Here is a 26,077-nt window from a genome sequence, read left to right as displayed (position 1 = left end):
TTATATAAAACGTTTTCAAACTGTACTGTAATAGAGAATAAAAACTTCTGAGCACATTCTTAGGAGACCCAAAACAAATGTGGTAAAGTAGTAGAGTAAAAATTTGCTGAAACGTTTCCAATTAGTATATGAAAACGGATTTATCAAGTTTTAAAAATATTTGAAGGAGAGTTATCATTATGACTCAAGGGAAAATTACTGCATCTGCAGCAATGCTCAACGTATTGAAAACATGGGGCGTAGACACAATCTACGGTATCCCATCAGGAACACTCAGCTCATTGATGGACGCTTTGGCTGAAGACAAAGATATCCGCTTCTTGCAAGTTCGCCATGAAGAAACAGGTGCTCTTGCAGCGGTTATGCAAGCTAAATTCGGCGGCTCAATCGGGGTTGCAGTTGGTTCAGGTGGTCCAGGTGCGACTCACTTGATTAACGGTGTTTACGATGCAGCTATGGATAACACTCCATTCCTTGCTATCCTTGGATCACGTCCTGTTAATGAATTGAACATGGATGCCTTCCAAGAATTGAACCAAAACCCAATGTACAATGGTATCGCTGTCTACAACAAACGTGTAGCTTACGCTGAGCAATTGCCAAAAGTAATCGACGAAGCTTGCCGTGCTGCAGTTTCTAAAAAAGGTCCAGCTGTTGTTGAAATCCCAGTAAACTTCGGTTTCCAAGAAATCGACGAAAACTCATACTACGGTTCAGGTTCGTACGAACGTTCATTCATCGCTCCTGCCTTGAACGAAGTTGAAATCGACAAAGCTGTTGAAATCTTGAACAATGCTGAACGCCCAGTTATCTACGCTGGTTACGGTGGTGTTAAAGCTGGTGAAGTGATTACTGAATTGTCACGTAAAATTAAAGCACCAATCATCACAACTGGTAAAAACTTTGAAGCGTTTGAATGGAACTATGAAGGTTTGACAGGTTCTGCTTACCGTGTTGGTTGGAAACCAGCCAACGAAGTGGTCTTTGAAGCAGACACAGTTCTTTTCCTTGGTTCAAACTTCCCATTTGCTGAAGTTTACGAAGCCTTCAAGAACACTGAAAAATTCATCCAAGTCGATATCGACCCTTACAAACTTGGTAAACGTCATGCCCTTGATGCTTCTATTCTTGGTGATGCAGGTCAAGCAGCACAAGCCCTTCTTGACAAAGTGAACCCAGTTGAATCTACTCCATGGTGGCGTGCAAACGTGAAGAACAACCAAAACTGGCGTGATTACATGAACAAACTCGAAGGTAAAACTGAGGGTGAATTGCAATTGTACCAAGTTTACAATGCAATCAACAAACATGCTGACCAAGACGCTATCTACTCAATCGACGTAGGTGACACTACTCAAACATCTACTCGTCACCTTCACATGACACCTAAGAACATGTGGCGTACATCTCCACTCTTTGCGACAATGGGTATTGCCCTTCCTGGTGGTATCGCTGCTAAGAAAGACAATCCAGATCGCCAAGTATGGAACATCATGGGTGACGGTGCATTCAACATGTGCTACCCAGACGTTATCACAAACGTTCAATACGACCTTCCAGTTATCAACGTTGTCTTCTCAAATGGTAAATATGCCTTCATCAAGGACAAATACGAAGATACAAACAAACACTTGTTTGGTTGTGACTTCCCTAACGCGGACTACGCGAAAATCGCTGAAGCACAAGGAGCTGTTGGATTTACAGTTGACCGTATCGAAGATATCGATGCAGTTGTTGCAGAAGCTGTTAAATTGAACAAAGAAGGTAAAACTGTTGTTATCGATGCTCGCATCTCTCAACATCGTCCACTTCCAGTAGAAGTACTTGAATTGGATCCAAAACAACACTCAGAAGAAGCAATCAAAGCCTTCAAGGAAAAATACGAAGCAGAAGAACTCGTACCATTCCGCCTCTTCTTGGAAGAAGAAGGATTGCAATCACGCGCAATCAAATAATTTCTCTCATCAAAAATCAAATGTAAACTTTGTAGATTTTATTCTTTGATTTTCTTAGAGCAGAACTTGAAAAGATCGGAGCAATCCGGCCTTTTTCTGGAGGATAGTAAATGAATTTAAATCAATTAGATATCATCGTTTCAGATGTTCCTCAAGTCTGTGCTGACTTGGAGCGTATTTTGGATAAAAAAGCCGATTATGTTGACGACAGTTTTGCACAGTTCACGATTGGCAGTCACTGCCTCATGTTATCACAAAATCATTTGGTTCCTTTGGAAAACTTTCAGTCAGGAATCATTCTTCACATTGAGGTTGAGGATGTAGAGCAGAACTACCAACGGTTGAAAGATCTTGGTATCACAGTTTTAAACGGTCCAGCTGTAACCGAATGGGGAACGGAATCGCTACTAGTTAAAGGCCCTGCTGGTCTAGTGATTGATTTTTATCGTATGAAGTAGGGCGCTTAGTCATTTGACGTTAACCTTAGCTATTTTTAAAACAGAAATTGAGAATGTGAATTATAAAAAGATCGGAGCAATCCGGTCTTTTTATAACGGTTTTTAGCACACAAATTATTGATAGCGCTTTCTTGTTGCGCTATAATGAACATAAATATAGGTGGAGTGAGTGCTTTAAATAAATTAGGAAGGAGGAAATAATGCGTTTTTAAAGCATGTATCTTATTAAAGTCTTAATTGGTATTGATTAGTGAGTAGGGAGGGGAGGTGATTTCCCCTCTTTTTTCGTATAAAAGGAGTCATCTATGTATGGTTTATTAAAAAAAATATTAGCATGTTCTTCCTTTATCTTGATAACCCTTGTCGGTCTTCTCTTTGTTTACCACTATAAGAGTGAATTGTTGGGAGGTTATAGTCAGAAAGTTGATGTTGTGAGTTCGACTAGTTCCATTGCTACGGATTTACAGAAAATTGCAGAAGATACTGGAACTGTTCTGGCGAGGAGAATAGTAGATATTAAAGAAAATGAGAGAGGTGAGGTGGAAAACACTTACATTCCTATTGGAGGAGAACTACCAAAAGATTTACCCTTACAAGAGAACCAAGGACTTATTCAAAATGATTCATATAATACTCTTTATATTATTGTCAAAGGAAATCTAAGCGCTCAAGATTTGGCAGGCAGATTGATTGAAAAGGGACATCAAGCGAATGCTGTGGAAGCAAATTCTGGACTCGCCCTCTTAAAATTTCTCTTAGTCTATCCACAAGCTATTATGATAGCCTTTGTTTTTCTAATTTCTTTTCTTACACTCCTGGTTGCGGACTATATTGTTAATATTCGATCGGTCAGTATCAAGAGAATATCAGGATTAGGTAAGTATCAGATTGCCCTTAGGGGAATTTGGAAAGAGAGTCTTTTTTTAGTAGAGAGTGCTAGCATTGTATTTGTACTAGCTATTCTTATACTTATTTTACAAAGAAATGCTACATTACTTGCTATAGAATTGATTGGATTTCCCTTACTAGCTTGGTTAGTCATTCTACTTTTTCTAAACTTTTTTGCCTCCAATCTGTTTTATCATATCTTACAGAGACAACCGATGAACCTATCCCTTAAGGGGAAAGCTCCCTTGCATTTGATTTTTGTTTTGGTTATTGTAACACAGATTTTTTCACTCCTAACGGTTATGTACAGCATTTATGGGGTGGTGGATATGACTAGACAAGTGAGAACCTTGGAAGAAGGGAAGCAAGCGTGGACACAATATCCTAGCTATTTTGCGACTCATGGTCTTGATACAGGAGAGGAGAAAGTTGATAAAGAAAGAGTACAGGCATTTTACGGTGACTTAATCTCAAAAACTGAGCCACTATACATTGGAACTACTTTAGATTATATTGCTATGTCTAGTAATTCTCAGAAAAACTCTGATTATCCAACTTCTGAAAATATTTCAAATCAACTAAAAGTTAATCGAAAGTTCATTAAGCAAAGTGGTCTTCAACTAAACACAGAAGGACAAGCTTTCTTTGAACAAATGGGAGACTTTGATCGTTTGATTTTAATTCCAAAGAGTAAGGAAAATAAGATTGAGGATTTGAAAAAGGTTTGGTCTCGGTTTGTTCAAAAGGGATTTGCACCCGATAATGCACCAATTAGGAAAAATCATCCAGATGAAAGAGTGGAAGTTGCGACTTATGAGGGAGGAGAAAACCTCTTTATCTATCCGATTTTTACTTCTGTACATTACTTAGTTAATCGAGATAGTTTTGTTCACGATCCGATTATTATCGTGTATGGATCTGCTTATGAAAGACAAGAAGTTGCAGGATTTGATATATCAAACTATGTTTTTGACCATCCTGAGCAACTCAGGGAAATTATAAAACAGTATAAAATGACAGCACATATCGGAAGCTTTACTAATGGTCTTTATTCTTTTGAATCAAAAATCCAACAGGTGACAGTGGAAAGATTGTTACTCTTGATTGCGTCGTGCATTAGTCTAGCTACTTCCATCTTGTTGATGATTTTGTTAAATACACTTTATTTTTATCAAGGGCGTAAGACTTATTTTATTGAACGTTTAGCAGGAAAATCTCTTATTGTGATTCATCATTTTTACTTGCTTACCTTGATGTGTGGTTACTTTTTATTAGCAGGTTTGGATACTTTCTTACATCTCCCAATCTTGGTTACGTTATTTCCTATTTTTATGGCTGTTGGTTTTCTCGCACTCTTTTTCTTTCAATTAAGGCAACACCAAACAAGTAGTATCTTGTATCTGAAAGTAGGGTAATATGATTGAGTTAAGAGATATTCAAAAGACATTTGATGGGCATGTTGTTCTTCGTGATTACTCTTATCAGTTTTGTGAGGGGAAATCTTATGCCTTGATAGGAGAATCAGGTGCTGGTAAGACAACTTTGTTAAATATCATTGGAAAGCTAGAAACAGCTCAAAATGGTACAGTAGAAATAAATGGCATTGACCATAGAAAGATAAAGGAAAAAACTTATTTTAAAGATTTTGTTAGCTATCTTTTTCAAAATTATGGATTAATTGAAAACAGGAGTATTAAAGATAATTTGGAATTGGCTTTTATTGGCAAGAAACTTTCCAGAAAAGATAAAGTGGAACAAATGTGTGAAGCATTAAAAAAGGTTCATCTCCAGCTCGATTTGAATCGGAAAATTTATTCTTTATCTGGTGGGGAAGCCCAACGTGTTGCCATAGCTAAAGTCATGCTAAAGGATTCTCCAATTGTACTTGCGGATGAACCTACGGCTCCATTGGATGAAAAAAATAGCCGAGAGATTATTGATTTGATTCTTGGGTTACAAAATGAAAAACGTATTATTATCATTGCGACTCATGATAAAAGCGTTTATGAGCGTTTAGATGAAGTGATAGTGGTAAGAAATGAGCAGAAATGAAAAACCGATTTAGTTTGACGCTTATCTTTTTTCAGGTAATGATAGCAGGCTCCTCTCTTTTTGTTATCCTAACTCAGTTTGGTTTACTTCGTCAACCTGTAAAAATCATCATACAAATGATCTGTCTTTTTAGTTTTTTATCTGTATGTATTACTATCTACAATTATGTTCGTGAAGAAAAGGATTAAAAGATACTGTTTTTATGAATGAGTGTATGATAGTTTTATTGTTCAACCTGATTGGGGAACAGAGTCCTTGCTTGTAAAAGGTCCTGCTGGTCTAGTGATTGATTTTTATCGTATGAAGTAGGTAATTCTATTATCAAATTTTTTATCTAAAAATTTAAACATTCTTAGAGCGGAACTTAAAAAGATCGGAGCAATCCGGTCTTTTTCTGTTTCCTCTTTCTTATCAGAAGATTGTGATAGTTTACATCTTTATAACAAAAGCTTCAAAGTCTTGATTGTTTTGAAGAAAGATTATAAAATATGATTCATAAAAATGAAAGAGGTTTTGAAAATGTATGAAAAACAAATGAAAATTTTGGGTTGGGTAGCGACCTTTATGTCTGTTATGATGTATGTCTCTTACTTCCCACAAATCATGAACAACTTGGCTGGTCAAAAAGGCAACTTCATCCAACCCTTAGTCGCAGCCATCAACTGTAGTCTCTGGGTTTATTACGGTCTTTTCAAGAAAGAAAGAGATATTCCCCTCGCGGCTGCTAATGCACCAGGTATCGTTTTCGGTCTGGTAACGGCTATCACAGCTTTGATTTAAAAAAAAGACTGGTTTCAGTCTTTTTTTCGTATATATAAAAGTAAGTTTAGTGCTATCATTATCCAGAGAGTTCAAAACTTTTTGCCTCCTTTTTAGTATAATAGAAGTAATAAATCAATCGAGGTAAAGTGATGACAGAAATACTACAATTTCCAGAAGGATTTCTCTGGGGTGGTGCAACGGCGGCTAATCAATGTGAGGGTGCTTATAATCAGGACGGCCGCGGTCTTGCTAATGTGGATGTGGTACCGATTGGTCCAGACCGTGAGGCTATTATTACAGGTCAGAAAAAGATGTTTTCGTTTGAGGAGGGCTATTTTTATCCAGCAAAGGAAGCCATTGATATGTACCATCATTACAAGGAAGATATTGCGCTTTTTGCAGAAATGGGATTTAAAACCTATCGACTTTCCATTGCTTGGACTCGGATTTTTCCTCAAGGTGACGAAGCAGAGCCAAATGAAGCTGGCCTAGCTTTTTATGAGGATTTATTTAAGGAATGCCACAAGTATGGAATTGAACCACTGGTGACCATCACGCATTTCGATTGCCCCATGCACTTAATCAGGGAGTACGGTGGTTGGCGCAACCGTCGCATGTTGGACTTTTACGCAAATCTCTGTCGCACCCTCTTTACCCGTTACAAGGGATTGGTCAAGTACTGGCTCACCTTCAACGAAATCAATATGATTTTGCATGCCCCCTTTTTAGGAGCAGGGATTTGTTTTGAAGAAGGAGAAAACCAAGATCAGGTCAAATACCAAGCAGCCCACCATGAGTTAGTAGCCTCGGCTATGGCGACTAAAATTGCCCACGAAATTGACCCAGAAAACAAGGTGGGATGTATGTTGGCAGCAGGGCAATATTATCCTAACACTGCCCATCCGAGAGACTACTGGGCAGCCATGGAAGAAGACCGTAAGAGTTACTTCTTCGTTGATGTTCAAGGGCGTGGGGAATACCCAAACTATGCCAAGAAGCAGTGGGAGCGTGAGGGAATTAAGATTGAAATGTCGACAGAAGATTTGGACTTGTTAAAGAATCACACTGTTGATTTTGTTTCCTTCTCTTATTATGCGAGTCGAGTGGCTTCAGGCGATCCAGAAATGACGGATCTGACAGCTGGAAATGTTTTTGCCTCTATCAAAAATCCCTATCTGGAATCCTCAGAATGGGGTTGGCAGATTGACCCACTGGGGCTTCGTATCACTCTCAATGCCATCTGGGATCGTTATCAAAAGCCTATGTTCATCGTAGAAAATGGCCTCGGTGCTATGGACACGCCAGATGAAAATGGCTACGTAGCAGATGACTATCGGATTGCTTACTTAGAGGCCCATATCAAGGCTATGCGAGATGCTATTTACCAAGATGGCGTTGAATTGCTTGGTTATACGACTTGGGGTTGTATAGATCTGGTTTCAGCTGGAACAGGCGAAATGAACAAGCGTTATGGTTTTATCTATGTGGATCGTGATAATGCAGGTCAAGGAAGTCTCAAACGAAGCAAGAAGAAATCCTTCTACTGGTACAAGGATGTCATTGTCAGCAATGGTGCAAGTATTAAGTAGAGAACATTTGTTCACTATTTTTACAAAATCTTCTCCCTACTTTATAAGATAGGAAAAAGAGTTCAATTCGAACTCTTTTTTTGCTATAATGAGGGGAGAAAAATCAGACAGGAGATCGACATGTCAGAACCATTATTTTTACAATCAGTTATGCAAGAAAAAATCTGGGGTGGAACCAAGCTACGTGATGAGTTTGGCTATGACATTCCAAGTGAAAAAATCGGAGAATACTGGGCTATTTCAGCCCACCCAAATGGGGTTTCAAAGGTTGCTAATGGTCGCTTTGAAGGAATAGACCTTGCTACTTTGTATGCGGAACACCGTGAATTGTTTGGCAATCGTCCAGAACCTGTATTTCCACTCTTGACCAAGATACTCGATGCCAACGATTGGCTCAGTGTCCAAGTTCACCCAGACGATGCCTATGGACTAGAGCATGAAGGCGAGCTCGGGAAAACAGAGTGCTGGTACATCATCGCTGCGGATGAAGGTTCAGAGATTATCTATGGTCACAATGCCAAATCAAAAGAAGAACTTCGCCAGCAAATTGAGGACAAAAACTGGGATACCTTGCTGACAAAAGTGCCAGTCAAGGCTGGTGATTTCTTCTATGTACCAAGCGGAACCATGCACGCTATTGGAGCAGGTATCTTGATTCTTGAAACCCAGCAGTCTAGCGATACCACCTACCGTGTCTATGACTTTGACCGCAAGGACGACAAGGGCAACTTGCGTGAACTTCACCTTGAAAAATCTATCGATGTTTTAAACATTGGAGAGCCTGCCAATAGCCGTCCTGTAACTATCAAAGCAGATGATCTACGTTCCACTCTCCTTGTATCCAATGACTTCTTCGCAGTTTACAAGTGGGAAATTACTGGCAAAGTTGACTTCGAAAAGACAGCAGACTACAGCCTGTTCAGTGTCTTAGCTGGTCAGGGTCAATTGACTGTTGACGGGGAAAATTATCCAATCCAAAAAGGCAGCCACTTTATCCTACCAAGTGATGTTAAAGCTTGGATCTTGGAAGGTCAAGGCTTGGAATTGATTGTTAGTCATCCATAAAAAAGAAAGGGCCTGAGTTCACTACTCAAGTCCTTTTTGATTACATAAATTGGGCGATAAAAACCACAATGATGATAATAGGAATGATAAAACGAAGGAGGAAGAGCCAGACCTGGAAAAGTCCCTGTTTCCATGCTCTTTCATCGAGATGGAGTTCCTCCATAGCAAGAGCCTTTTTAAAGATATAGCCTGTAAAAAGTGAAAGGCAGAGGGCTCCAAATGGCATGAGGAGATTGGAAACCAAGAAATCCATAGCATCAAAGAAGGTCTTCCCAAAAATGTGAACATCCGCCATGACCCCATAGGATAGAGCTGAAGGAATTCCAAAGACAAAGGTCAAGATTCCTAAAATAGCACTCCATTTAGCACGCTTGCGGTTATCCTGATTGGTGATATTGCCCACATTGATTTCCAGCATCACGACAGAGGAAGTAACCGTCGCAAATAGGAAGAGCAAGAGGAAAAGGATGTAGAAAATGGTTCCAAAAGGCATCTTGTCAAAGAGTTGAGGCAAGACGATAAAGAGCAGGCTTGGTCCCCCTTCAGACTGGATATTGAAGGCTGACATGGCTGGGAAAATGGCTAGTCCCGCCATGATGGATACCGAGATGTTCATGGCTACGATGGAAATCCCTGACTGGACCAGATTAGTTTTCTTGTCCAAGTAGGATGCATAGGTCAGGATGGCTGTGACCCCTAGTGAGAGGGCAAAGAAAGATTGTCCCAGAGCATAGAGGAGACCAGCGCTAGTTAGTTTTGAAAAGTCTGGTTTGAGGAAGTAGAGAACGCCTTCCATGGCATTTGTCAAACTGAGAGAGCGCCCAATGATAATGACAAAAATGATAAAGAGCAGGGCATCATGACTTTCGAAGCTCTTTCAATCCCTTTTTGAACCCCACGTGATACAATAAAGATATTCAACAAGATAAAGGCAGTTTGTGCGCCAAGGGCAATGGCTGGATTTGAAATGATTGAAGTAAATAACTGAGCATAATCACCCGTTCCACCAAGTTGGAACAATTTTCCAAACTCAATACCTAGATAGACTAAAATCCATCCTCCGATAACACTGTAAAAGGAGAGTAGGATAAAGAGGGCAAAGGCACCAATCCAACCGATAAAGTTGTACTTGTTATTGTTCCCCAGTTTTCCAAAGGTTTTGATTGCGGAAACGCCAGCACTACGGCCAAGGGCAAACTCAGCCAGCAGGAGCGGGAAACCGATTAAAATAGTGGAAATGAGAAAGACCAGTAAAAAACCTCCCCCGCCATTAGCAGCAGTCATGTAGGGGAACTTCCAAACGGCTCCAAGTCCGATGGCTGAACCAGCAGATGCTAGGATAAAGCCTAGTTTCGAGCCCCATTGCGATTTTTCTGACATAGTTGAAACTCCAGTCTTGTTTTTTTAAATAAGAAAAGGCTACTTGAGTTGTCAAATAGCCCTCTCTCAATGGCTCTCTATGAGCCTTCTGTTTGATTGATAGACTTGACTATCCTATCATGTTTTCTGATGTCTGTCAAGAAAACAATTTTCAAGTTTTCACACCTTTCTCAAAAAGTTAAAAATTTTTCTCAAAAACGCTTGACTCTGACCTAGGGGGAGGGGTTATACTATTTCTTGTAAGGAGGAAATCATGTACCATATAAAAGAAGCTGCGCTGATTTCAGGTGTCTCTGTTAAGACCCTGCATCACTACGATAAGATAGGGCTTCTGGTTCCCTTAAAGTCGGAAAACGGCTATCGAACCTACAGTCAGGAGGATTTGGAACGACTTCAGGTCATTCTGTATTACAAATATCTAGGCTTTTCTTTAGAAAAAATAGCAGAGCTGTTAAAGGAAGAAAGGACAGATTTATTGCCTCATTTGACTAGGCAGTTGGACTATTTGACCCAAGAAAGGCAACATCTGGATACCCTGATTTCCACCTTGCAAAAAACCATTCAAGAACAAAAAGGAGAAAGAAAAATGACGATTGAGGAAAAATTCACTGGATTTAGCTATCAAGACAATCAAAAATACCACCAAGAGGCGGTAGAGAAGTATGGTCAAGAAGTCATGGGCCAAGCGCTTGAACGCCAAAAAGGTAGAGAAGATGAGGCTACGACCGCCTTCAACCAAGTTTTTCAAGCCTTGGCACAAAACCTTCAAGCTGGTCTGCCTGCAACAGCAGCCGAAAACCAAGAAGAGGCAGCCAAACTCTTGCAAGCTATTCGTACTTATGGATTTGACTGCTCTATTGAGGTATTCGGTCATATCGGCAAAGGCTACGTCTACAACCCAGAGTTTAAGGAAAACATTGACAAGTTTGGACCTGGTACAGCTCAATACACATCAGATGTTATTGCTGCTTACGTTCAGACAAATGCAGAACAAATAGGCTAGGAATTTCCTAGCCTATTTTTTACTTCAAATCGTAAAGCCAGTCGTCACCGTCTTTGTAGTAAAAAAATTCACTGAGATTCTCTTCCAAAAAAACACGAAGCATATCAGACATATCATCGGTTGCAAGTTTTAGATGAGAAAGATTGTCAAAATCTTCCCACCAAACCTTCCTTTCGGATGAAGACTGGAGTTCACCAGTAAAGTGTTTTGTCTTGTAAAAAAGGACTACATAACGATAATCCTTGTCATCGTACCAGTTTTTGATACCACAGAGTTGGGGTTTGGAAATGGTCAGACCAGTTTCTTCTTTCACTTCACGGATGACAGCATCGACAAAGGATTCGCCACGTTCAACATGACCACCAGGAAAAGTAATGCCAGGCCAGTCAGGATTAACTCGATCTTGAACCAGAACCTTGTCTCCGTTTTGAATCATACACATATTGACAAATTCGACTGTTTCTCTTCTATTCATTCTTCATAACCTTTGATTTTTAATCATAATGCAGACTTCCTGCCACCCATCCGGTGCAGAGGGCAGAAGTGATGTTAAAGCCACCCGTGTGGGCATTGATATCCATGACTTCGCCAGCAAAGTGGAGACCAGGAACGAGCTTACTTTCCAGAGTTTTGGGATTGATTTCCTTGAGACTGACACCGCCTTTGGTGACAAATGACTTGGCAAGAGACATTTTGCCAGTCACAGGGATTCTGAGGGCCTTGATGGACTGGAGAAGTTGTTTGCGTTCCTTTTCAGTCAGTTGTTTGACTTTTTCAGGATAGCCTTGTACCAAAAATTCTGCCAAGCGTTCTGGCAACAAGGTTCTTAAAGCATTTTTCAAGGTTTTTTCCCGATTATCTTCTAGAAATGCCACCAAGTCCTTCTCAGAAAGTTGAGGCAAAACATCCAAAGAAAGGACTTCACCTCCCTTGACAAAGCTAGACATGCGTAGGGCAGCAGGACCTGACAAACCAAAGTGGGTAAAAAGCAAATCATGAGTGATAACATGCTTGCCGTAGCTTAGGATCACATCGTCCAGTGAAATTCCCTGCAAGGCCTTATGGGGGAAATCTGTCAATAAAGGGCTTTCAGCAGCTTCAAGTTCAGTGATGGTGTGTTTAAAGTGACGAGCAATCTCATGACCAAAACCAGTCGAACCAGTCGAAGGATAAGACTTACCACCTGTTGTGACAATGAGTTTATCACAAGTGAAGCTTTGGTCCGCGGACTTAAGGACAAACTGGTCGTCTATTTTTTTAACCGAAACAATTTCTATTTGAGTGAGAACTTGTCCGCCTAGCTCAGCGATTTTCTTATCCAAGGATTCGATAATAGTCCGAGATTTGTCGCTGGTAGGAAAGACACGACCGTGGTCTTCAACCTTAAGTTTAACACCGTTTTCCGTGAAAAAGTTGATGATATCATGGTTATCAAACTGGGAAAAGACACTGTATAGAAAGTGTCCATTTCCAGGAATTCCAGCCAGAAGGTCATCTAAGCTTCCGTTGTTAGTTACATTGCAACGACCACCACCGGTACCAGCTAATTTTTTTCCGAGTTTGCGATTTTTTTCAATGAGAAGAGTTTTCTGACCATAAAAGCTACTGGAAATCGTAGCCATCATGCCAGCAGGTCCACCACCGATAACAATAGTATCAAAATGTTTCATAGCTCTATTGTACCACAAAAAACAAGAGATGCTTGGCATCTCTTGTTGCTCATAATCTTAGTTAATTTCATATCCCATCAACAAACCGCCATCTTCTGCATAGAAGCTGCAGAGACCAGACGTAGGGATGATTTTGATATCCGCTTGCGGGAAGGTTTCCAGCAAACGTTCTGACAATTGCTGACAGAATTTATCATTGTTGCGATGAGCCATGACGATACTGCCACCAGCGTAGCCAGTCTTGATGAGTTCTTCATAGGCTGCTTGAAGGGATTTTTTTGGTCCACGCGCTTTTTGGAGTAGTTCTAGGGTTCCAGTTTCACTTGCTTCCCCAACCATACGGATGTTGAAAAGGCCAACAACTGTACCGATAAGCTTACTCAAACGGCCATTTTTGACCAAGTTATCGACCTTAGCAAGGACAAAGAGCAACTTCGTTTTTTCTTGGTAGGCAGTAATAGCTTCAACAATTTCCTCATAAGAAAGTCCTTGATCAATCAAACTATTGATTTTCTCGACAATCAAGTCAACCTCACCACCTGCAGACAATGTATCGATCACATGAATCTGAGTGTCAGGGTGTTCTTCAAGGTAGATGTTTTTAGCGAGCTGTGCACTATTATGACTACCTGAAAGAGTACCAGTGATAGTAACGACAAAGATATGCTTAGCACCTTCAAATGCACGCAAGTAATCATCAGGGCTAGGACAAGCTGATTTTGAAGCCTCAGAAGTCGCATACATGGTTTCCATCATGTGGTCAATGTCAAGATTGGCATCATCGATAAAGACCTGATCAGCTACTTGAATGGTTAAAGGAACACTAACAAATTCAGTATCAATAGCAGGAGTTGCCAGTTGACGATAATCACAACCAGAGTCAGCTACAATCTTCCAAGTCATAGAAATTCTCCATCTTTGTCACTTATACATTGACAAAGGCTCTGTCTTTTTTTACAATTATATCATGAAAGCCCTTGAAACAAAAGTACCACCTCTCTGTTGTCACAAGTAGAAAGAAATTGTTATGTCTGAACGTAAAATATCTGAAAAATCTCTTGAAAATCTCAGAAAATCAAATCAAGAATCCAATTTTTTAACTAGAGAAGCAATCGAGACGGCTCTTTTGCAACTTCTAGAGAAAAAAGACTTGGCCAAGATCAGCATTTCGGAGCTGGTCAAACGGGCGGGTGTCTCTCGTGCCGCCTTCTATCGAAACTATGACTCCAAAGAAGAGATTTTGGAAAGCGTCTTTAAACGCAGTGTCCATAACATTATGGAACAGTTGAGCCACTATGATGTCAAAACCGATCTTTATCTAGTCTGGGTACACCTTTTCCGCGCAGCTAAGAAAGAAGCCAAGGTTATCCAACTTGCTCTGGACTATCATTTGGAAAAGATTTTTGTCCAAGCCATGCAGGAATTTCTAGAAAAATACCACGGAAAGTCAAAAGGCGTTAGCAGCTACCTTCATTCCTTTTGGAGCTCTGCCATCGTATCGGTTCTGCTCAAATGGATCAAGGATGGCATGAAGGTTCCAGCTGAAAAAATTGCAGATTTACGCTTGCCATTTTTCAAAAAATAGAGGACAAGGAGAATACTTATGACAGAAAAAAGACTGGCTTGGGATGAGTACTTTGCAGCCCAGGCTTTACTGATTGCCAATCGTTCGACCTGCAAACGTGCCAAGGTGGGAGCTGTCCTAGTAAAGGACAATAAAGTCATTTCAACGGGCTACAATGGTTCCGTATCAGGAACGGAGCACTGTATAGATCACGAATGTCTGGTCATTGAAGGTCACTGTGTCCGTACCCTTCACGCTGAGGTCAATGCTATTCTCCAGGGGGCTGAACGAGGGGTTCCTAGAGGATTTACAGCCTATGTGACCCATTTCCCTTGTCTGAACTGCACCAAACAACTGCTACAAGTTGGTTGTAAGCGCGTGGTTTATACCAACCAGTACCGAATGGATGACTATGCCCAGTACCTTTATCAAGAAAAAGGCACCGAGTTGACCCATTTACCATTAGAGACTGTTCAGACAGCTCTTCAAGAGGCAGATTTGATTTAAAAATTAATTAAAATAAATGGTTTAGACAGCTTTTTAAACCGTTTTTTGATATAATAAGAAGAATAAATTGAAAGAAGGAACTCAGAAAATGGGAAAAATTGAAGTCATTAATCATCCACTCATTCAACACAAATTGTCAATCTTGCGTCGTACAGACACTTCTACAAAAGCTTTTCGTGAGCTAGTAGATGAGATTGCAATGTTGATGGGATATGAAGTACTTCGTGATCTTCCACTTGAAGACGTGGAAATCGAAACACCTATCACAAAGACCGTTCAAAAACAATTGGCTGGTAAAAAATTGGCGATTGTCCCAATCTTGCGTGCAGGTATTGGGATGGTAGATGGCCTCTTGAGCTTGGTTCCAGCAGCCAAAGTTGGTCATATCGGTATGTACCGTGATGAAGAAACCCTTCAACCAGTTGAATACTTGGTGAAATTGCCTGAGGATATTGACCAACGTCAAATCTTTGTAGTGGATCCAATGTTGGCAACAGGTGGCTCAGCAATCTTGGCAGTAGATTCGCTTAAAAAACGTGGCGCTTCCAATATCAAGTTTGTCTGCCTGGTATCTGCTCCAGAAGGAGTAAAAGCTCTTCAAGAAGCACATCCAGATGTAGAAATCTTTACTGCGGCTTTGGATGAACGATTGAACGAACATGGTTATATCGTTCCAGGTCTTGGAGATGCTGGAGACCGCTTGTTCGGTACTAAATAAAATCCCAAAGTAAATAGTGAAACTAGAAGTTCGTTTTTGACTTGAAAGGAGGTTGAGTTTTTGTTTCTGTTTAGAGAATAGAGCAAAAATTTGACCTTTTTTGACCAAAAAGATATAATAGTTCTGTATTGAGTCGTAAGACTAAGAAAATTCAACATAAAAGGAGAAATGAATGATTCCTGTAGTTATTGAACAAACAAGCCGTGGAGAACGTTCCTATGACATTTACTCTCGTCTTCTGAAAGACCGCATCATCATGCTAACAGGTCCAGTTGAAGACAACATGGCCAACTCCGTTATCGCACAATTACTTTTCTTGGATGCCCAAGACAGCACAAAAGATATTTACCTTTATGTCAACACACCTGGAGGATCTGTTTCAGCTGGTTTGGCAATCGTTGATACTATGAACTTTATCAAGGCAGATGTCCAAACAATCGTTATGGGAATGGCAGCCTCAATGGGGACTGTCATTGCATCAAGTGGCGCAAAAGGCAAACGTTTCATGCTTCCAAATGCGGAGTACATGATTCACCAACCAATGGGTGGTACAGGTGGTGGTACCCAACAGACAGATATGGCAATCGCTGCAGAGCACTTGCTCAAAACTCGTAAGACTTTGGAGCAAATCCTTGCAGATAACTCTGGTAAATCAGTCGAGCAAATTCATGCAGATGCGGAACGTGATTACTGGATGAGTGCCCAAGAAACACTTGAATATGGCTTTATTGATGAAATCATGGCCAACAATTCTTTAAGCTAAGCAACCTAGAAAGCAAACTCGACGGAGTTTGCTTTTTTTGATATAATAGGAGAAGATTTCTTAGAAAGAGGATCCCTCATGTTTGAAAAAACAAATCGATCAGGATTAATCATCTATCTCTACTATAACCGAGACGCAAAAAAACTTCAGGAATACGGTGATATCTGTTACCATTCCAAAAAACATCGTTACTTGCAGCTCTATGTTCCAACTGAGGAGCTAGATGACTTGGTTGAGAGATTAGGTAAGGAAAGATATATCAAGAAAATTAGACGTTGCCATATTCAAGAGCTAGAAACTCCCTTCGTTGGGAATCTATATCGGACTGAAGAAAACGTTATCATTTAAAAAAGTTAAACAAATACATTGACAATTTTCTGATAATTCGGTATATTCTTAACATACAATTTTTGAAACAACTATAAGGAGATTAAAAATGAAGAAAAAATTTGCCCTATCTTTTGTGGCTCTTGCTAGTGTGGCTCTTCTTGCTGCCTGTGGAGAGGTCAAGTCAGGAGCGTCAAACACAACTGGAAATCCAGTAGACGAAAAAACAATTAAAATCGGTTTTAACTTTGAAGAGACAGGTGCTGTAGCAGCTTATGGTACAGCTGAACAAAAAGGTGCCCAACTTGCCGTAGACGAAATCAACGCTGCAGATGGAATTGATGGAAAACAAATCGAAGTTGTAGACAAAGACAACAAGTCTGAAACTGCTGAAGCAGCTTCTGTTACAACAAACCTTGTTACCCAATCAAAAGTAGCAGCTATTGTAGGACCTGCGACATCTGGTGCAACTGCTGCAGCTGTAGCTAACGCTACTAAAGCTGGAGTGCCATTGATTTCACCAAGTGCTACTCAAGACGGTTTGACTAAAGGCCAAGATTACCTATTTATTGGAACATTCCAAGATAGCTTCCAAGGGAAGATTATTTCTAACTATGTCACAAACAAATTGAATGCTAAGAAGGTTGTTCTTTATACTGACAATGCTAGTGACTATGCTAAAGGTATTGCTAAATCTTTCCGCGAAGCCTACAAGGGTGAGATTGTAGCAGATGAAACATTCGTAGCAGGTGATACTGACTTCCAAGCAGCCCTTACTAAAATGAAAGACAAAGAGTTTGACGCTATCGTTGTTCCAGGTTACTACACAGAAGCTGGTAAAATTGTAAACCAAGCTCGTGGTATGGGAATTGATAAGCCAATCGTTGGTGGAGATGGATTTAACGGTGAAGAATTTGTTCAACAAGCAACTGCTGAAAGAGCATCAAACATTTACTTCATCTCAGGATTCTCAACTACTGTTGATGTTTCTGCAAAAGCTAAAGCTTTCCTTGAAGCATACCGTGCTAAATACAACGAAGAGCCTTCAACATTCTCAGCTTTGGCCTATGACTCAGTTTACCTAGTAGCAAATGCTGCAAAAGGTGCTAAAAACTCAGGTGAAATCAAGGACAACCTTGCTAAAACCAAAGATTTTGATGGTGTAACTGGTCAAACAAGCTTTGATGCTGACCACAATACAGTGAAAACTGCTTACATGATGACCATGAACAATGGTAAAGTTGAAGAAGTAGAAGTTGTAAAACCATAACATTAGAATAGTACTTGAAATGGGGAATGAGCCATTGACTCACTCCCTGTTTCGGTGTTTATGAACTTGTGAAAATAATGAAATTTTCTAAAAAATAACGATAGAAAAGAGTGAATGCTATGCTCCAACAACTTGTGAATGGTCTAATTCTGGGTAGTGTTTATGCACTTTTGGCTCTGGGTTATACCATGGTTTATGGAATTATCAAACTCATCAACTTCGCCCACGGTGATATTTACATGATGGGTGCCTTTATTGGTTACTTTTTGATTAATTCTTTCCAAATGGATTTCTTTTTAGCTTTAATTATTTCAATGGCAGGGACCGCGCTACTTGGTGTTGTGATTGAGTTTCTTGCCTACCGTCCTTTGCGAAACTCTACACGTATTGCTGTATTGATTACTGCTATCGGAGTGTCTTTCCTACTGGAATACGGAATGGTTTATTTAGTAGGCGCCAATACTCGTGCCTTCCCTCAAGCAATTGAAACAGTCCGATTTGACTTGGGACCAATTAGCTTGACAAACGTTCAATTGATGATTTTAGCAGTTTCTGTACTCTTGATGATTTTATTGCAATTGATCGTCCAAAAAACAAAAATGGGGAAAGCCATGCGTGCGGTATCAGTTGATAGTGACGCAGCTCAATTGATGGGAATTAATGTAAATCGTACAATCAGCTTTACCTTTGCTTTGGGTTCAGCCCTTGCTGGTGCAGCAGGTGTCCTCATTGCCCTTTACTACAATTCTCTTGAACCTTTGATGGGTGTGACTCCAGGTCTGAAATCATTCGTTGCGGCCGTTCTTGGTGGTATCGGGATTATTCCTGGTGCAGCTCTAGGGGGATTTGTGATTGGCTTGTTGGAAACATTTGCTACTGCCTTCGGTATGTCTGATTTCCGTGATGCTATCGTATATGGGATCTTGCTTTTGATTCTGATTGTTCGACCTGCAGGTATCCTTGGTAAGAATGTGAAAGAGAAGGTGTAAACAATGAAGACAAATCTTAAAGTAAATATTCTCTGGTTATTCCTTCTGTTAGCGGGTTATGGATTGATTAGTGTACTGGTTTCTGCTGGTGTTCTCAATCTATTCCATGTCCAAATTTTAGAACAAATTGGGATTAATATCATCCTTGCAGTAGGTTTGAACTTAATCGTTGGTTTTTCAGGACAGTTCTCACTCGGTCATGCAGGTTTTATGGCGATTGGGGCTTATGCAGCAGCGATTATTGGTTCAAAATCACCAACCTATGGTGCCTTCTTTGGAGCGATGGTCTTGGGCGCTTTGATTTCTGGTGCAGTCGCTTTGCTAGTTGGGATTCCAACGCTTCGTTTAAAGGGTGACTACCTGGCTGTTGCGACACTAGGTGTTTCAGAAATCATTCGTATCTTTATCATTAATGGTGGTAGTTTGACCAACGGTGCTGCTGGTATCTTGGGTATTCCAAATTTTACCAACTGGCAAATGGTTTATCTATTTGTGGTGATCACAACTATTGCAACTCTCAACTTCTTACGTAGTCCAATTGGACGCTCTACTCTATCTGTTCGTGAGGATGAGATTGCTGCAGAATCCGTTGGGGTAAACACTACAAAGATCAAGATTATCGCTTTTGTCTTTGGTGCCATTACAGCAAGTATTGCTGGTTCACTTCAGGCTGGTTTTATCGGATCGGTTGTTCCAAAAGATTACACCTTTATTAATTCCATCAATGTGTTGATTATCGTTGTATTTGGTGGACTTGGATCGATTACTGGTACCATCGTTTCAGCGATTGTTTTAGGAATTTTAAATATGCTCCTTCAAGATGTAGCTAGCGTACGTATGATTATCTACGCTTTGGCTCTTGTATTGGTCATGATTTTCAGACCAGGTGGACTTCTTGGGACATGGGAATTGAGTCTATCACGTTTCTTTAAAAAATCGAAAAAGGAGGGACAAAACTAATGGCATTACTTGAAGTTAAACAGTTAACCAAACATTTTGGCGGTCTAACAGCTGTTGGAGATGTCACTCTTGAATTGAACGAGGGAGAGTTGGTTGGTCTGATTGGACCAAACGGAGCTGGTAAAACAACTCTTTTCAATCTCTTGACCGGTGTTTATGAACCAAGCGAAGGTACTGTGACACTAGATGGTCATCTCCTAAATGGGAAAACTCCCTATAAGATTGCCTCACTTGGTCTTAGTCGTACTTTCCAAAATATTCGTTTGTTCAAGGACTTGACAGTTTTGGAAAATGTTTTGATTGCATTTAGCAATCATCATAAACAACATGTCCTTGCGAGCTTCTTACGCTTACCAGCTTTTTATAAGAACGAGGAAGAATTAAAAAGCAAAGCTTTGGACTTACTGAAGATTTTTGATTTGGATGGAGACGCAGATACTCTTGCCAAGAATCTTGCCTATGGTCAACAACGTCGATTAGAAATCGTACGTGCTCTGGCAACTGAACCTAAAATTCTCTTTTTGGATGAACCTGCAGCTGGTATGAATCCACAAGAAACAGCTGAATTGACAGAATTGATCCGTCGTATCAAAGATGAATTTAAAATTACCATCATGCTCATCGAACATGACATGAATTTGGTTATGGAAGTCACTGAGCGTATCTATGTTCTTGAATATGGTCGTTTGATTGCTCATGGGACTCCGGATGAGATTAAGAACAACAAACGCGTTATCGAAGCTTATCTAGGAGGTGAAGCCTGATGTCTATGTTAAAAGTTGAAAACCTCTCTGTGCATTACGGTATGATCCAAGCAGTTCGTGATGTAAGTTTCGAGGTTAATGAAGGTGAAGTTGTTTCCTTGATTGGTGCCAATGGTGCTGGTAAAACAACCATTCTTCGTACCCTTTCAGGTTTGGTTCGTCCAAGTGCTGGTAAAATTCAGTTTTTAGGAAAAGAAATTCAAAAGTTGCCAGCTCAAAAAATTGTAGCAGGTGGTCTTTCACAAGTTCCTGAAGGACGCCATGTTTTCCCAGGTTTGACTGTTATGGAAAACTTGGAAATGGGAGCCTTTTTAAAGAAAAATCGTGAAGAAAACCAAGCCAACTTGAAAAAAGTCTTTTCACGTTTCCCTCGTCTGGAAGAACGTAAAAACCAAGATGCAGCAACTCTTTCAGGTGGTGAACAGCAGATGCTGGCTATGGGACGCGCTCTCATGTCTACACCTAAGCTCCTTCTCTTGGATGAGCCGTCAATGGGACTTGCCCCGATCTTTATCCAAGAAATTTTTGATATCATTCAAGATATTCAGGAGCAAGGAACAACGGTTCTCTTAATTGAACAGAATGCTAACAAGGCCCTCGCTATCTCTGACCGAGGTTATGTACTTGAAACAGGGAAGATTGTCCTATCAGGAACAGGAAAAGAACTCGCAGCATCAGATGAAGTCAGAAAAGCATATCTAGGTGGCTAAAACAATCCAGTGGATTGTTTTAGTCGGAGGATAAGGATTGCGCAAGCAATTTTCCTCTGGTCTGGGAGACTAGTTTAGGTTGCGGATGGAGATTGCGTAAGCAATTCTCCTTTAGTCTTGGGGATCTTTTTAGTCGGCAGATAAGGATTGCGCAAGTAATCCTCCAATCCAGTGGATTGTTTTAGTCGGTAGATAAGGATTGCAATCAAGCGAAACCTAATACGCCTACTTATCAAAAATATAAAATATTTCAGGGCTCCTGAATAAGGAGCTCTTTTATTTATATGTTTTTGAGGAAAGGGAAGAAGGCCTTAATTTTTACTCATTCTTTCCCTATTTGAATTGACAGTCATTTTTGTTCATATTATAATATGAGTAAGAAAAAATTGAACAGGAGGACTGAGAAATGCTAACAGAAAAACAATTTAAACTTTTGCGTTTTATGTTGATACATAAAGAAAAGACCTTTACTCAGAGACAGTTAGCTGAAGAGTTAGAGCTATCTTTAGGAACAATTAACACATTATTGAAAAAACTAAAAGAAGAGAAGTGGGTTGATGAGGAACTTCACTTAACAGAACTAGGTCAGAAAGTTTTAGAACCCTATCGAGTAGAAAATGCCATTATAATGGCTGCTGGCATGAGTAGTCGTTTTGCTCCTTTGTCTTATGAGATTCCTAAAGGATTACTTCAAGTCAAGGGGGAACGCTTGATAGAGAGGGAAATCAGACAGCTGCAAGAAGCAGGAATAGAAGATATAACTGTTATTGTAGGCTATCTTCAAGAAAAAATGTTCTATCTTGCAGAGAAGTTTGGTGTAAAAATTGTAGTGAATAATGATTACTACAAATACAATAACTGTTCGTCTCTTATGTTGGTTAAAAATCAACTTTCCAACACTTATATTTGTTCATCGGATAATTATTTTGTGGAAAATCCTTTTGAGCAATATATTTATAGAGGTTACTACTCGACGATATTTGCAGAAGGTCAAACGGACGAATACTGTGCTATAGAGGATTCGAATCACACCATCATTGATATCCAGATTGGTGGAGAAAATACTTGGGCCATGGTGGGACACGTTTATTTCGACCGTGCATTTAGCGAGAAATTTAAGGAAGTTTTAGAAACAGAGTTTAAGCACGAACCTTATCGGGAACAGCTTTGGGAGGATTACTACAGTCGCCATGTCAAGGAACTCCTTTTAGAAGCTCGTCACTATTCAGCAGATATTGTTAAAGAATTTGATTCACTAGATGAACTCCGTCAATTTGATGAACGTTATTTGGTAAATGCAGATTCGGCCATTATTGATAATATCTGTAAGACATTAAAGTGTGTGGCTTCAGATATTGTCAATATCAAACCTCTAAAAGATGGGTTAACCAACACATCATTTTCATTTGACTGTCTAGGAAAAAGATATGTTTACCGTCATCCGGGCAGGGGAACGGAAAATTATATCGACCGAGCTAGTGAAGCAGCTTCAATGGAAATTGCTGCAAAATTAAAGATTGACCGTACCTTCGTAGCTATGAACAAGGATGAGGGCTGGAAAATTTCAGAATTTATTCCCAATGCTAAGCAACTGGATTATGATAATTGGGATGATGTGGCGAATGCAATGGACCTCTTGAGACGGTTACACCAATCTGGAGAAAAAACGGAACATCCCTTTGACCAATTTGAGGGAATTGATGATTTTAGAGAAAAATTGAAGGCTAGAAATCGATTTGAGTTTGATGGTCTCGAGGAATTGGATGAAACTGTTTTAATTCTCAAAAATTATTTACAGAATGATCCGAAACAGGTTGTCCTTTGTCATGGAGATTCCTATAGTCCTAATTTTTTGTTGAATGAAGCAGGCGAAATGAGCTTGATTGATTGGGAATATTCTGGAATGGGAGAGCCAGCAGGAGATTTGGGAACCTTTATCGCGTGTTCCAATTATACTGTAGCAGATGCTGAAAAAGTACTGGAATTGTATCTACAAGAAGTTCCAGATAAGAAAACCAAACGTCACTACTTGGCTTATGTAGCAGTGACCTCATATTATTGGTTCTTGTGGGCTTTGTTCCAGGAGAGTGTCGGAAAACCAGTCGGTGAGTTTCTCTACATCTGGTATCGCTATACCAAACAATATGGACAACTGGCCATTGACTTGTATTTGGAGGAAAACTAAGATGAAAATGACATCCGAAATTGAAGAATTAGTAGCAGCTGAAACAAAGAGAAGATTGGAAGAAATGGAGTCACCAAACTACGAGTTTGTTCAACCCTTCCTAAAAAGTGATTTCATTTTAATCATCTCCATAGTCCTAATCAACCTTGTTTTGATTATCTTAGCAATGACGGGAGGAATTCAATAACATGTCTAAAATGAATGACTATATCCAACAAGAAACCATAACCGGAATTGTTCCCATGACCAATAAGGATCGTCAGTATTCTTTCTGGGATCTCTTTCTATCGACAAGTGGTTTTGCCATTGCTACTTGGTGTTATACCCAAGGAGCCTATGTAGCTCAATATTTGACCTTTAATCAAATGTTGATAAATATTTTTAGCTTTAACATTATCTGGGTTTTTATTGAATGTCTCCCTATTTTGTTTGCGGTTAAGTATGGAATTGATTTGTGGATTTGGTTGAGAGCTGTTCTAGGAAAAAGAGGTGTAGCCCTGTTATCAACCATTATTAGCTTGGCTAACTTTGGATGGTATGCTGTTGCGGCCAATCTTTTTGCCAGTTCCATGATTCATTTGGCAAATAATTTTGGTCTTGGTTTGGACAAGGGAATATGGGCGCCTATTCTTGGTACCCTCTGTGTTCTTCTTGGGACTCTCATTGCTCTTGGAGGCCCGGAAGTGATTAAATGGACCAATCGCTTCTTGGTTATCGCCTTATTGATTGTCGGTCTGATTATCGTTGGAATCTGCTTTGTCGCCGTTCCTATAACGGATATTATGAATATCCAACCAGCCACTCAAGGAGATTTGACGCCATTAGAACGCTTCATGCTCTCTGGAGAAGGCAATGTTGCCTTTGCCTTTTCTTGGTCTACACAGGCATTGGTTTTACCGCGTTTAGCAAAATCAGAACGCAGTGGTTATTGGGCTACAGCTTTATCATACGGAGTTGTGGCTCCATTCTTCGTTGCTACAGGTGGAGTCATGGCTCTAGCCATGTTTGTCAAAACAGGTGTTTATGAAAGTGATCCAACAACCATGCTATCAACTCTAAGCACCCCAGCCCTTGCTCTCTTAAGTCTACTACTAGTAGCCTTTGCCAATATTGGAACCCAGGGGACAGGATCTTATGTGAACTGTATGATTGTCAAAAGTGGGATACCCAAAGTAAGCTATAAACTAATGGTTTGGATTGCCATGGTTTACGTGAGTCTACTCACTATCTGGGGAGGAGTAGAAGAGTATTTCGGATCCTTCATCTCCCTAGCCGCCTATATTCAGGGGCCAATTATTGGTATGATTGTTGTCGATTATTTTATCTTAAGAAAACGAAAACTCGATTTGCGTTCAGCCTATTTCCTTGAAGGGCATGATGCCTACGAGTTTACTAAAGGATTTAACTTAGTTGGCTTGTCTTGCGTATTTATCTCCTTATTGGTAGCGGTACTTTTTGTCTACAACCCTGTAACTGCACAAATTCAAAGTCCAATCTTTTTAATCACAACTGGTAGCGGATTTACTGCGCTATTTGGCGGTCTACTATACTGGTTAGCTAGTCTTAGCCCTCTGAAACGTTATATGATAAAAGATCGAGACACTGTTACGATTTAAGAAGTGAGGGGACTACGGTTCCCTCTTAATTTATACTGGCATTTTATGCAAATTTCTCAGATTATTCAAAATCTTGAAAAAGAGATGAAAGCGTTTGATAGATTTTCTAAGAAAGTGTATAATAAAAGTAGCAATATAGAAGGAGAAGTCTCATGGCAGTTAAAGATTTCATGACCCGTAAGGTAGTTTATATCAGTCCAGATACGACTGTAGCACATGCAGCAGATTTGATGCGCGAGCAAGGTTTGCACCGTTTACCTGTTATCGAAAACGATCAATTAGTCGGATTGGTAACAGAAGGAACCATTGCAGAAGCCAGCCCATCTAAAGCAACTAGTCTCTCTATCTATGAGATGAATTATCTTCTGAATAAAACCAAAGTAAAAGATGTAATGATTCGAGATGTTGTGACTGTTTCTGGCTATGCTAGTCTAGAAGATGCAACCTACCTGATGCTGAAAAATAAAATTGGAATATTACCAGTCGTAGACAATCATCAGGTCTACGGCGTCATTACAGACCGTGATGTTTTTCAGGCTTTCTTGGAAATCGCTGGATACGGAGAAGAGGGGATTCGTGTTCGTTTCATTACAGAAAATGAAGTAGGAGTAATGGGGAAAATTGTAGCTTTAATAGTAGAAGAGGATTTAAATATTTCCCATACTGTTAACATTCCACGTAAGGATGGCAAGGTCGTCATCGAAGTTCAAATCGATGGAAAAATCGATTTGACTGCATTAAAGGATAAGTTTGAAAAAGAAGGAATTCAAGTGGAGGAGATCACTCATACCTCCGCTAAAGTCCTTTAAACAATGGCTCTATGTCAACTGTAGTGGGTGACCTATAACTAAGCACGAGAGGAGACGAAGTTCGTCTTCTCTT

General features: G+C 40.0%; 25 protein-coding genes and 2 pseudogenes. 23 read left to right on the top strand and 4 right to left on the bottom strand.

What is annotated here, in order from left to right:
- The first annotated feature begins 179 nt into the window (after positions 1 to 179).
- The 8 genes and pseudogenes from spxB (at position 180) to manA (ending at position 8,769) form a co-directional block, all read left to right on the top strand.
- The gene (gene spxB, locus Q4A91_RS02820) at positions 180 to 1,955 is read left to right on the top strand and encodes a pyruvate oxidase (RefSeq protein ID WP_303205115.1); all 1,776 of its coding nucleotides are present in this window, start codon (positions 180 to 182) and stop codon (positions 1,953 to 1,955) included.
- 110 nt (positions 1,956 to 2,065) lie between these two features.
- Positions 2,066 to 2,413 (top strand): VOC family protein, encoded by a 348-nt coding sequence (locus tag Q4A91_RS02815; protein WP_303205114.1) that lies wholly within the window; start codon positions 2,066 to 2,068, stop codon positions 2,411 to 2,413.
- Between the two features lie 305 nt (positions 2,414 to 2,718).
- On the top strand, positions 2,719 to 4,716 hold the full coding sequence (locus tag Q4A91_RS02810) for a DUF1430 domain-containing protein (protein WP_303205113.1): 1,998 nt from the start codon (positions 2,719 to 2,721) through the stop codon (positions 4,714 to 4,716).
- 1 nt (position 4,717) lies between these two features.
- The gene (locus Q4A91_RS02805; protein WP_303205112.1) at positions 4,718 to 5,353 is read left to right on the top strand and encodes an ATP-binding cassette domain-containing protein; all 636 of its coding nucleotides are present in this window, start codon (positions 4,718 to 4,720) and stop codon (positions 5,351 to 5,353) included.
- A 225-nt stretch (positions 5,354 to 5,578) separates the two neighbouring features.
- Positions 5,579 to 5,662, top strand: a pseudogene (locus Q4A91_RS02800) (VOC family protein); the annotation flags it as partial.
- A gap of 210 nt (positions 5,663 to 5,872) precedes the next feature.
- Entirely contained in the window at positions 5,873 to 6,133 is a 261-nt protein-coding gene (locus tag Q4A91_RS02795) for a SemiSWEET family transporter (protein ID WP_303205111.1), read from the top strand.
- 131 nt (positions 6,134 to 6,264) lie between these two features.
- Complete coding sequence (locus Q4A91_RS02790) at positions 6,265 to 7,704, top strand: 6-phospho-beta-glucosidase (protein ID WP_303205109.1); 1,440 nt, start codon at positions 6,265 to 6,267, stop codon at positions 7,702 to 7,704.
- Between the two features lie 120 nt (positions 7,705 to 7,824).
- Positions 7,825 to 8,769 (top strand): mannose-6-phosphate isomerase, class I, encoded by a 945-nt coding sequence (gene manA / locus Q4A91_RS02785; RefSeq protein WP_303205107.1) that lies wholly within the window; start codon positions 7,825 to 7,827, stop codon positions 8,767 to 8,769.
- A 40-nt stretch (positions 8,770 to 8,809) separates the two neighbouring features.
- On the opposite strand, the pseudogene Q4A91_RS02780 reads toward manA, so the two are convergent.
- Positions 8,810 to 10,149 (bottom strand): annotated as a pseudogene (locus Q4A91_RS02780) (sodium-dependent transporter).
- Between the two features lie 253 nt (positions 10,150 to 10,402).
- Here Q4A91_RS02780 and Q4A91_RS02775 point away from each other — a divergent pair.
- Entirely contained in the window at positions 10,403 to 11,152 is a 750-nt protein-coding gene (locus tag Q4A91_RS02775) for a MerR family transcriptional regulator (RefSeq protein ID WP_303205105.1), read from the top strand.
- A gap of 19 nt (positions 11,153 to 11,171) precedes the next feature.
- Here the strand turns inward: Q4A91_RS02775 and Q4A91_RS02770 are convergent, their stop codons facing one another.
- The 3 genes from Q4A91_RS02770 to Q4A91_RS02760 are packed head-to-tail and all read right to left on the bottom strand — an operon-like array spanning position 11,172 to position 13,725.
- Positions 11,172 to 11,627: an 8-oxo-dGTP diphosphatase gene (locus tag Q4A91_RS02770; RefSeq protein WP_303205103.1), complete on the bottom strand. Its 456-nt coding sequence runs from the start codon at positions 11,625 to 11,627 to the stop codon at positions 11,172 to 11,174.
- 19 nt (positions 11,628 to 11,646) lie between these two features.
- Positions 11,647 to 12,822, bottom strand: coding sequence for an NAD(P)/FAD-dependent oxidoreductase (locus Q4A91_RS02765; protein ID WP_303205102.1), 1,176 nt, complete (start codon positions 12,820 to 12,822; stop codon positions 11,647 to 11,649).
- Positions 12,823 to 12,879: 57 nt separating this feature from the next.
- Entirely contained in the window at positions 12,880 to 13,725 is an 846-nt protein-coding gene (locus tag Q4A91_RS02760; RefSeq protein ID WP_303205100.1) for a DegV family protein, read from the bottom strand.
- Between the two features lie 124 nt (positions 13,726 to 13,849).
- Here Q4A91_RS02760 and Q4A91_RS02755 point away from each other — a divergent pair, with 124 nt between their 5' ends.
- The 14 genes from Q4A91_RS02755 to Q4A91_RS02690 all read left to right on the top strand — a co-directional run bounded on the left by Q4A91_RS02755 (position 13,850) and on the right by Q4A91_RS02690 (position 26,004).
- The gene (locus Q4A91_RS02755; RefSeq protein WP_000003897.1) at positions 13,850 to 14,407 is read left to right on the top strand and encodes a TetR/AcrR family transcriptional regulator; all 558 of its coding nucleotides are present in this window, start codon (positions 13,850 to 13,852) and stop codon (positions 14,405 to 14,407) included.
- A gap of 18 nt (positions 14,408 to 14,425) precedes the next feature.
- Entirely contained in the window at positions 14,426 to 14,893 is a 468-nt protein-coding gene (locus Q4A91_RS02750; RefSeq protein ID WP_303205099.1) for a cytidine/deoxycytidylate deaminase family protein, read from the top strand.
- 88 nt (positions 14,894 to 14,981) lie between these two features.
- A complete protein-coding gene (gene upp / locus Q4A91_RS02745; RefSeq protein ID WP_000515974.1) occupies positions 14,982 to 15,611 on the top strand; it encodes a uracil phosphoribosyltransferase in 630 nt (209 codons plus the stop codon).
- A gap of 172 nt (positions 15,612 to 15,783) precedes the next feature.
- Complete coding sequence (gene clpP / locus Q4A91_RS02740; protein WP_000613467.1) at positions 15,784 to 16,374, top strand: ATP-dependent Clp protease proteolytic subunit ClpP; 591 nt, start codon at positions 15,784 to 15,786, stop codon at positions 16,372 to 16,374.
- 78 nt (positions 16,375 to 16,452) lie between these two features.
- On the top strand, positions 16,453 to 16,722 hold the full coding sequence (locus Q4A91_RS02735) for a YlbG family protein (RefSeq protein WP_042902526.1): 270 nt from the start codon (positions 16,453 to 16,455) through the stop codon (positions 16,720 to 16,722).
- 88 nt (positions 16,723 to 16,810) lie between these two features.
- Positions 16,811 to 17,971, top strand: coding sequence for an ABC transporter substrate-binding protein (locus Q4A91_RS02730; RefSeq protein WP_303204487.1), 1,161 nt, complete (start codon positions 16,811 to 16,813; stop codon positions 17,969 to 17,971).
- Positions 17,972 to 18,090: 119 nt separating this feature from the next.
- The gene (locus Q4A91_RS02725) at positions 18,091 to 18,960 is read left to right on the top strand and encodes a branched-chain amino acid ABC transporter permease (RefSeq protein WP_303204486.1); all 870 of its coding nucleotides are present in this window, start codon (positions 18,091 to 18,093) and stop codon (positions 18,958 to 18,960) included.
- Positions 18,961 to 18,963: 3 nt separating this feature from the next.
- Positions 18,964 to 19,920, top strand: coding sequence for a branched-chain amino acid ABC transporter permease (locus tag Q4A91_RS02720; RefSeq protein WP_000856262.1), 957 nt, complete (start codon positions 18,964 to 18,966; stop codon positions 19,918 to 19,920).
- Positions 19,920 to 20,684, top strand: a complete 765-nt coding sequence (locus tag Q4A91_RS02715) for an ABC transporter ATP-binding protein (RefSeq protein WP_001186014.1) — start codon at positions 19,920 to 19,922, stop codon at positions 20,682 to 20,684. The genes Q4A91_RS02720 and Q4A91_RS02715 overlap by 1 nt, the downstream gene beginning before the upstream one ends.
- Positions 20,684 to 21,394, top strand: a complete 711-nt coding sequence (locus Q4A91_RS02710; protein WP_303204485.1) for an ABC transporter ATP-binding protein — start codon at positions 20,684 to 20,686, stop codon at positions 21,392 to 21,394. The genes Q4A91_RS02715 and Q4A91_RS02710 overlap by 1 nt, the downstream gene beginning before the upstream one ends.
- Before the next feature lie 406 nt (positions 21,395 to 21,800).
- Positions 21,801 to 23,579: a phosphotransferase gene (locus Q4A91_RS02705; RefSeq protein WP_303204484.1), complete on the top strand. Its 1,779-nt coding sequence runs from the start codon at positions 21,801 to 21,803 to the stop codon at positions 23,577 to 23,579.
- Position 23,580: 1 nt separating this feature from the next.
- Complete coding sequence (locus Q4A91_RS02700) at positions 23,581 to 23,766, top strand: hypothetical protein (protein WP_303204483.1); 186 nt, start codon at positions 23,581 to 23,583, stop codon at positions 23,764 to 23,766.
- Between the two features lies 1 nt (position 23,767).
- Positions 23,768 to 25,195, top strand: coding sequence for a cytosine permease (locus Q4A91_RS02695; protein WP_303204482.1), 1,428 nt, complete (start codon positions 23,768 to 23,770; stop codon positions 25,193 to 25,195).
- 152 nt (positions 25,196 to 25,347) lie between these two features.
- Positions 25,348 to 26,004, top strand: coding sequence for a CBS domain-containing protein (locus Q4A91_RS02690; RefSeq protein WP_303204481.1), 657 nt, complete (start codon positions 25,348 to 25,350; stop codon positions 26,002 to 26,004).
- Positions 26,005 to 26,077 lie beyond the last annotated feature (73 nt).

The organism is Streptococcus sp. (assembly GCF_030528045.1).
Lineage (GTDB): Bacteria > Bacillota > Bacilli > Lactobacillales > Streptococcaceae > Streptococcus.
Note: the sequence above shows the minus strand (reverse complement) of the source record. Positions and strands in the feature narration are given on the sequence as shown.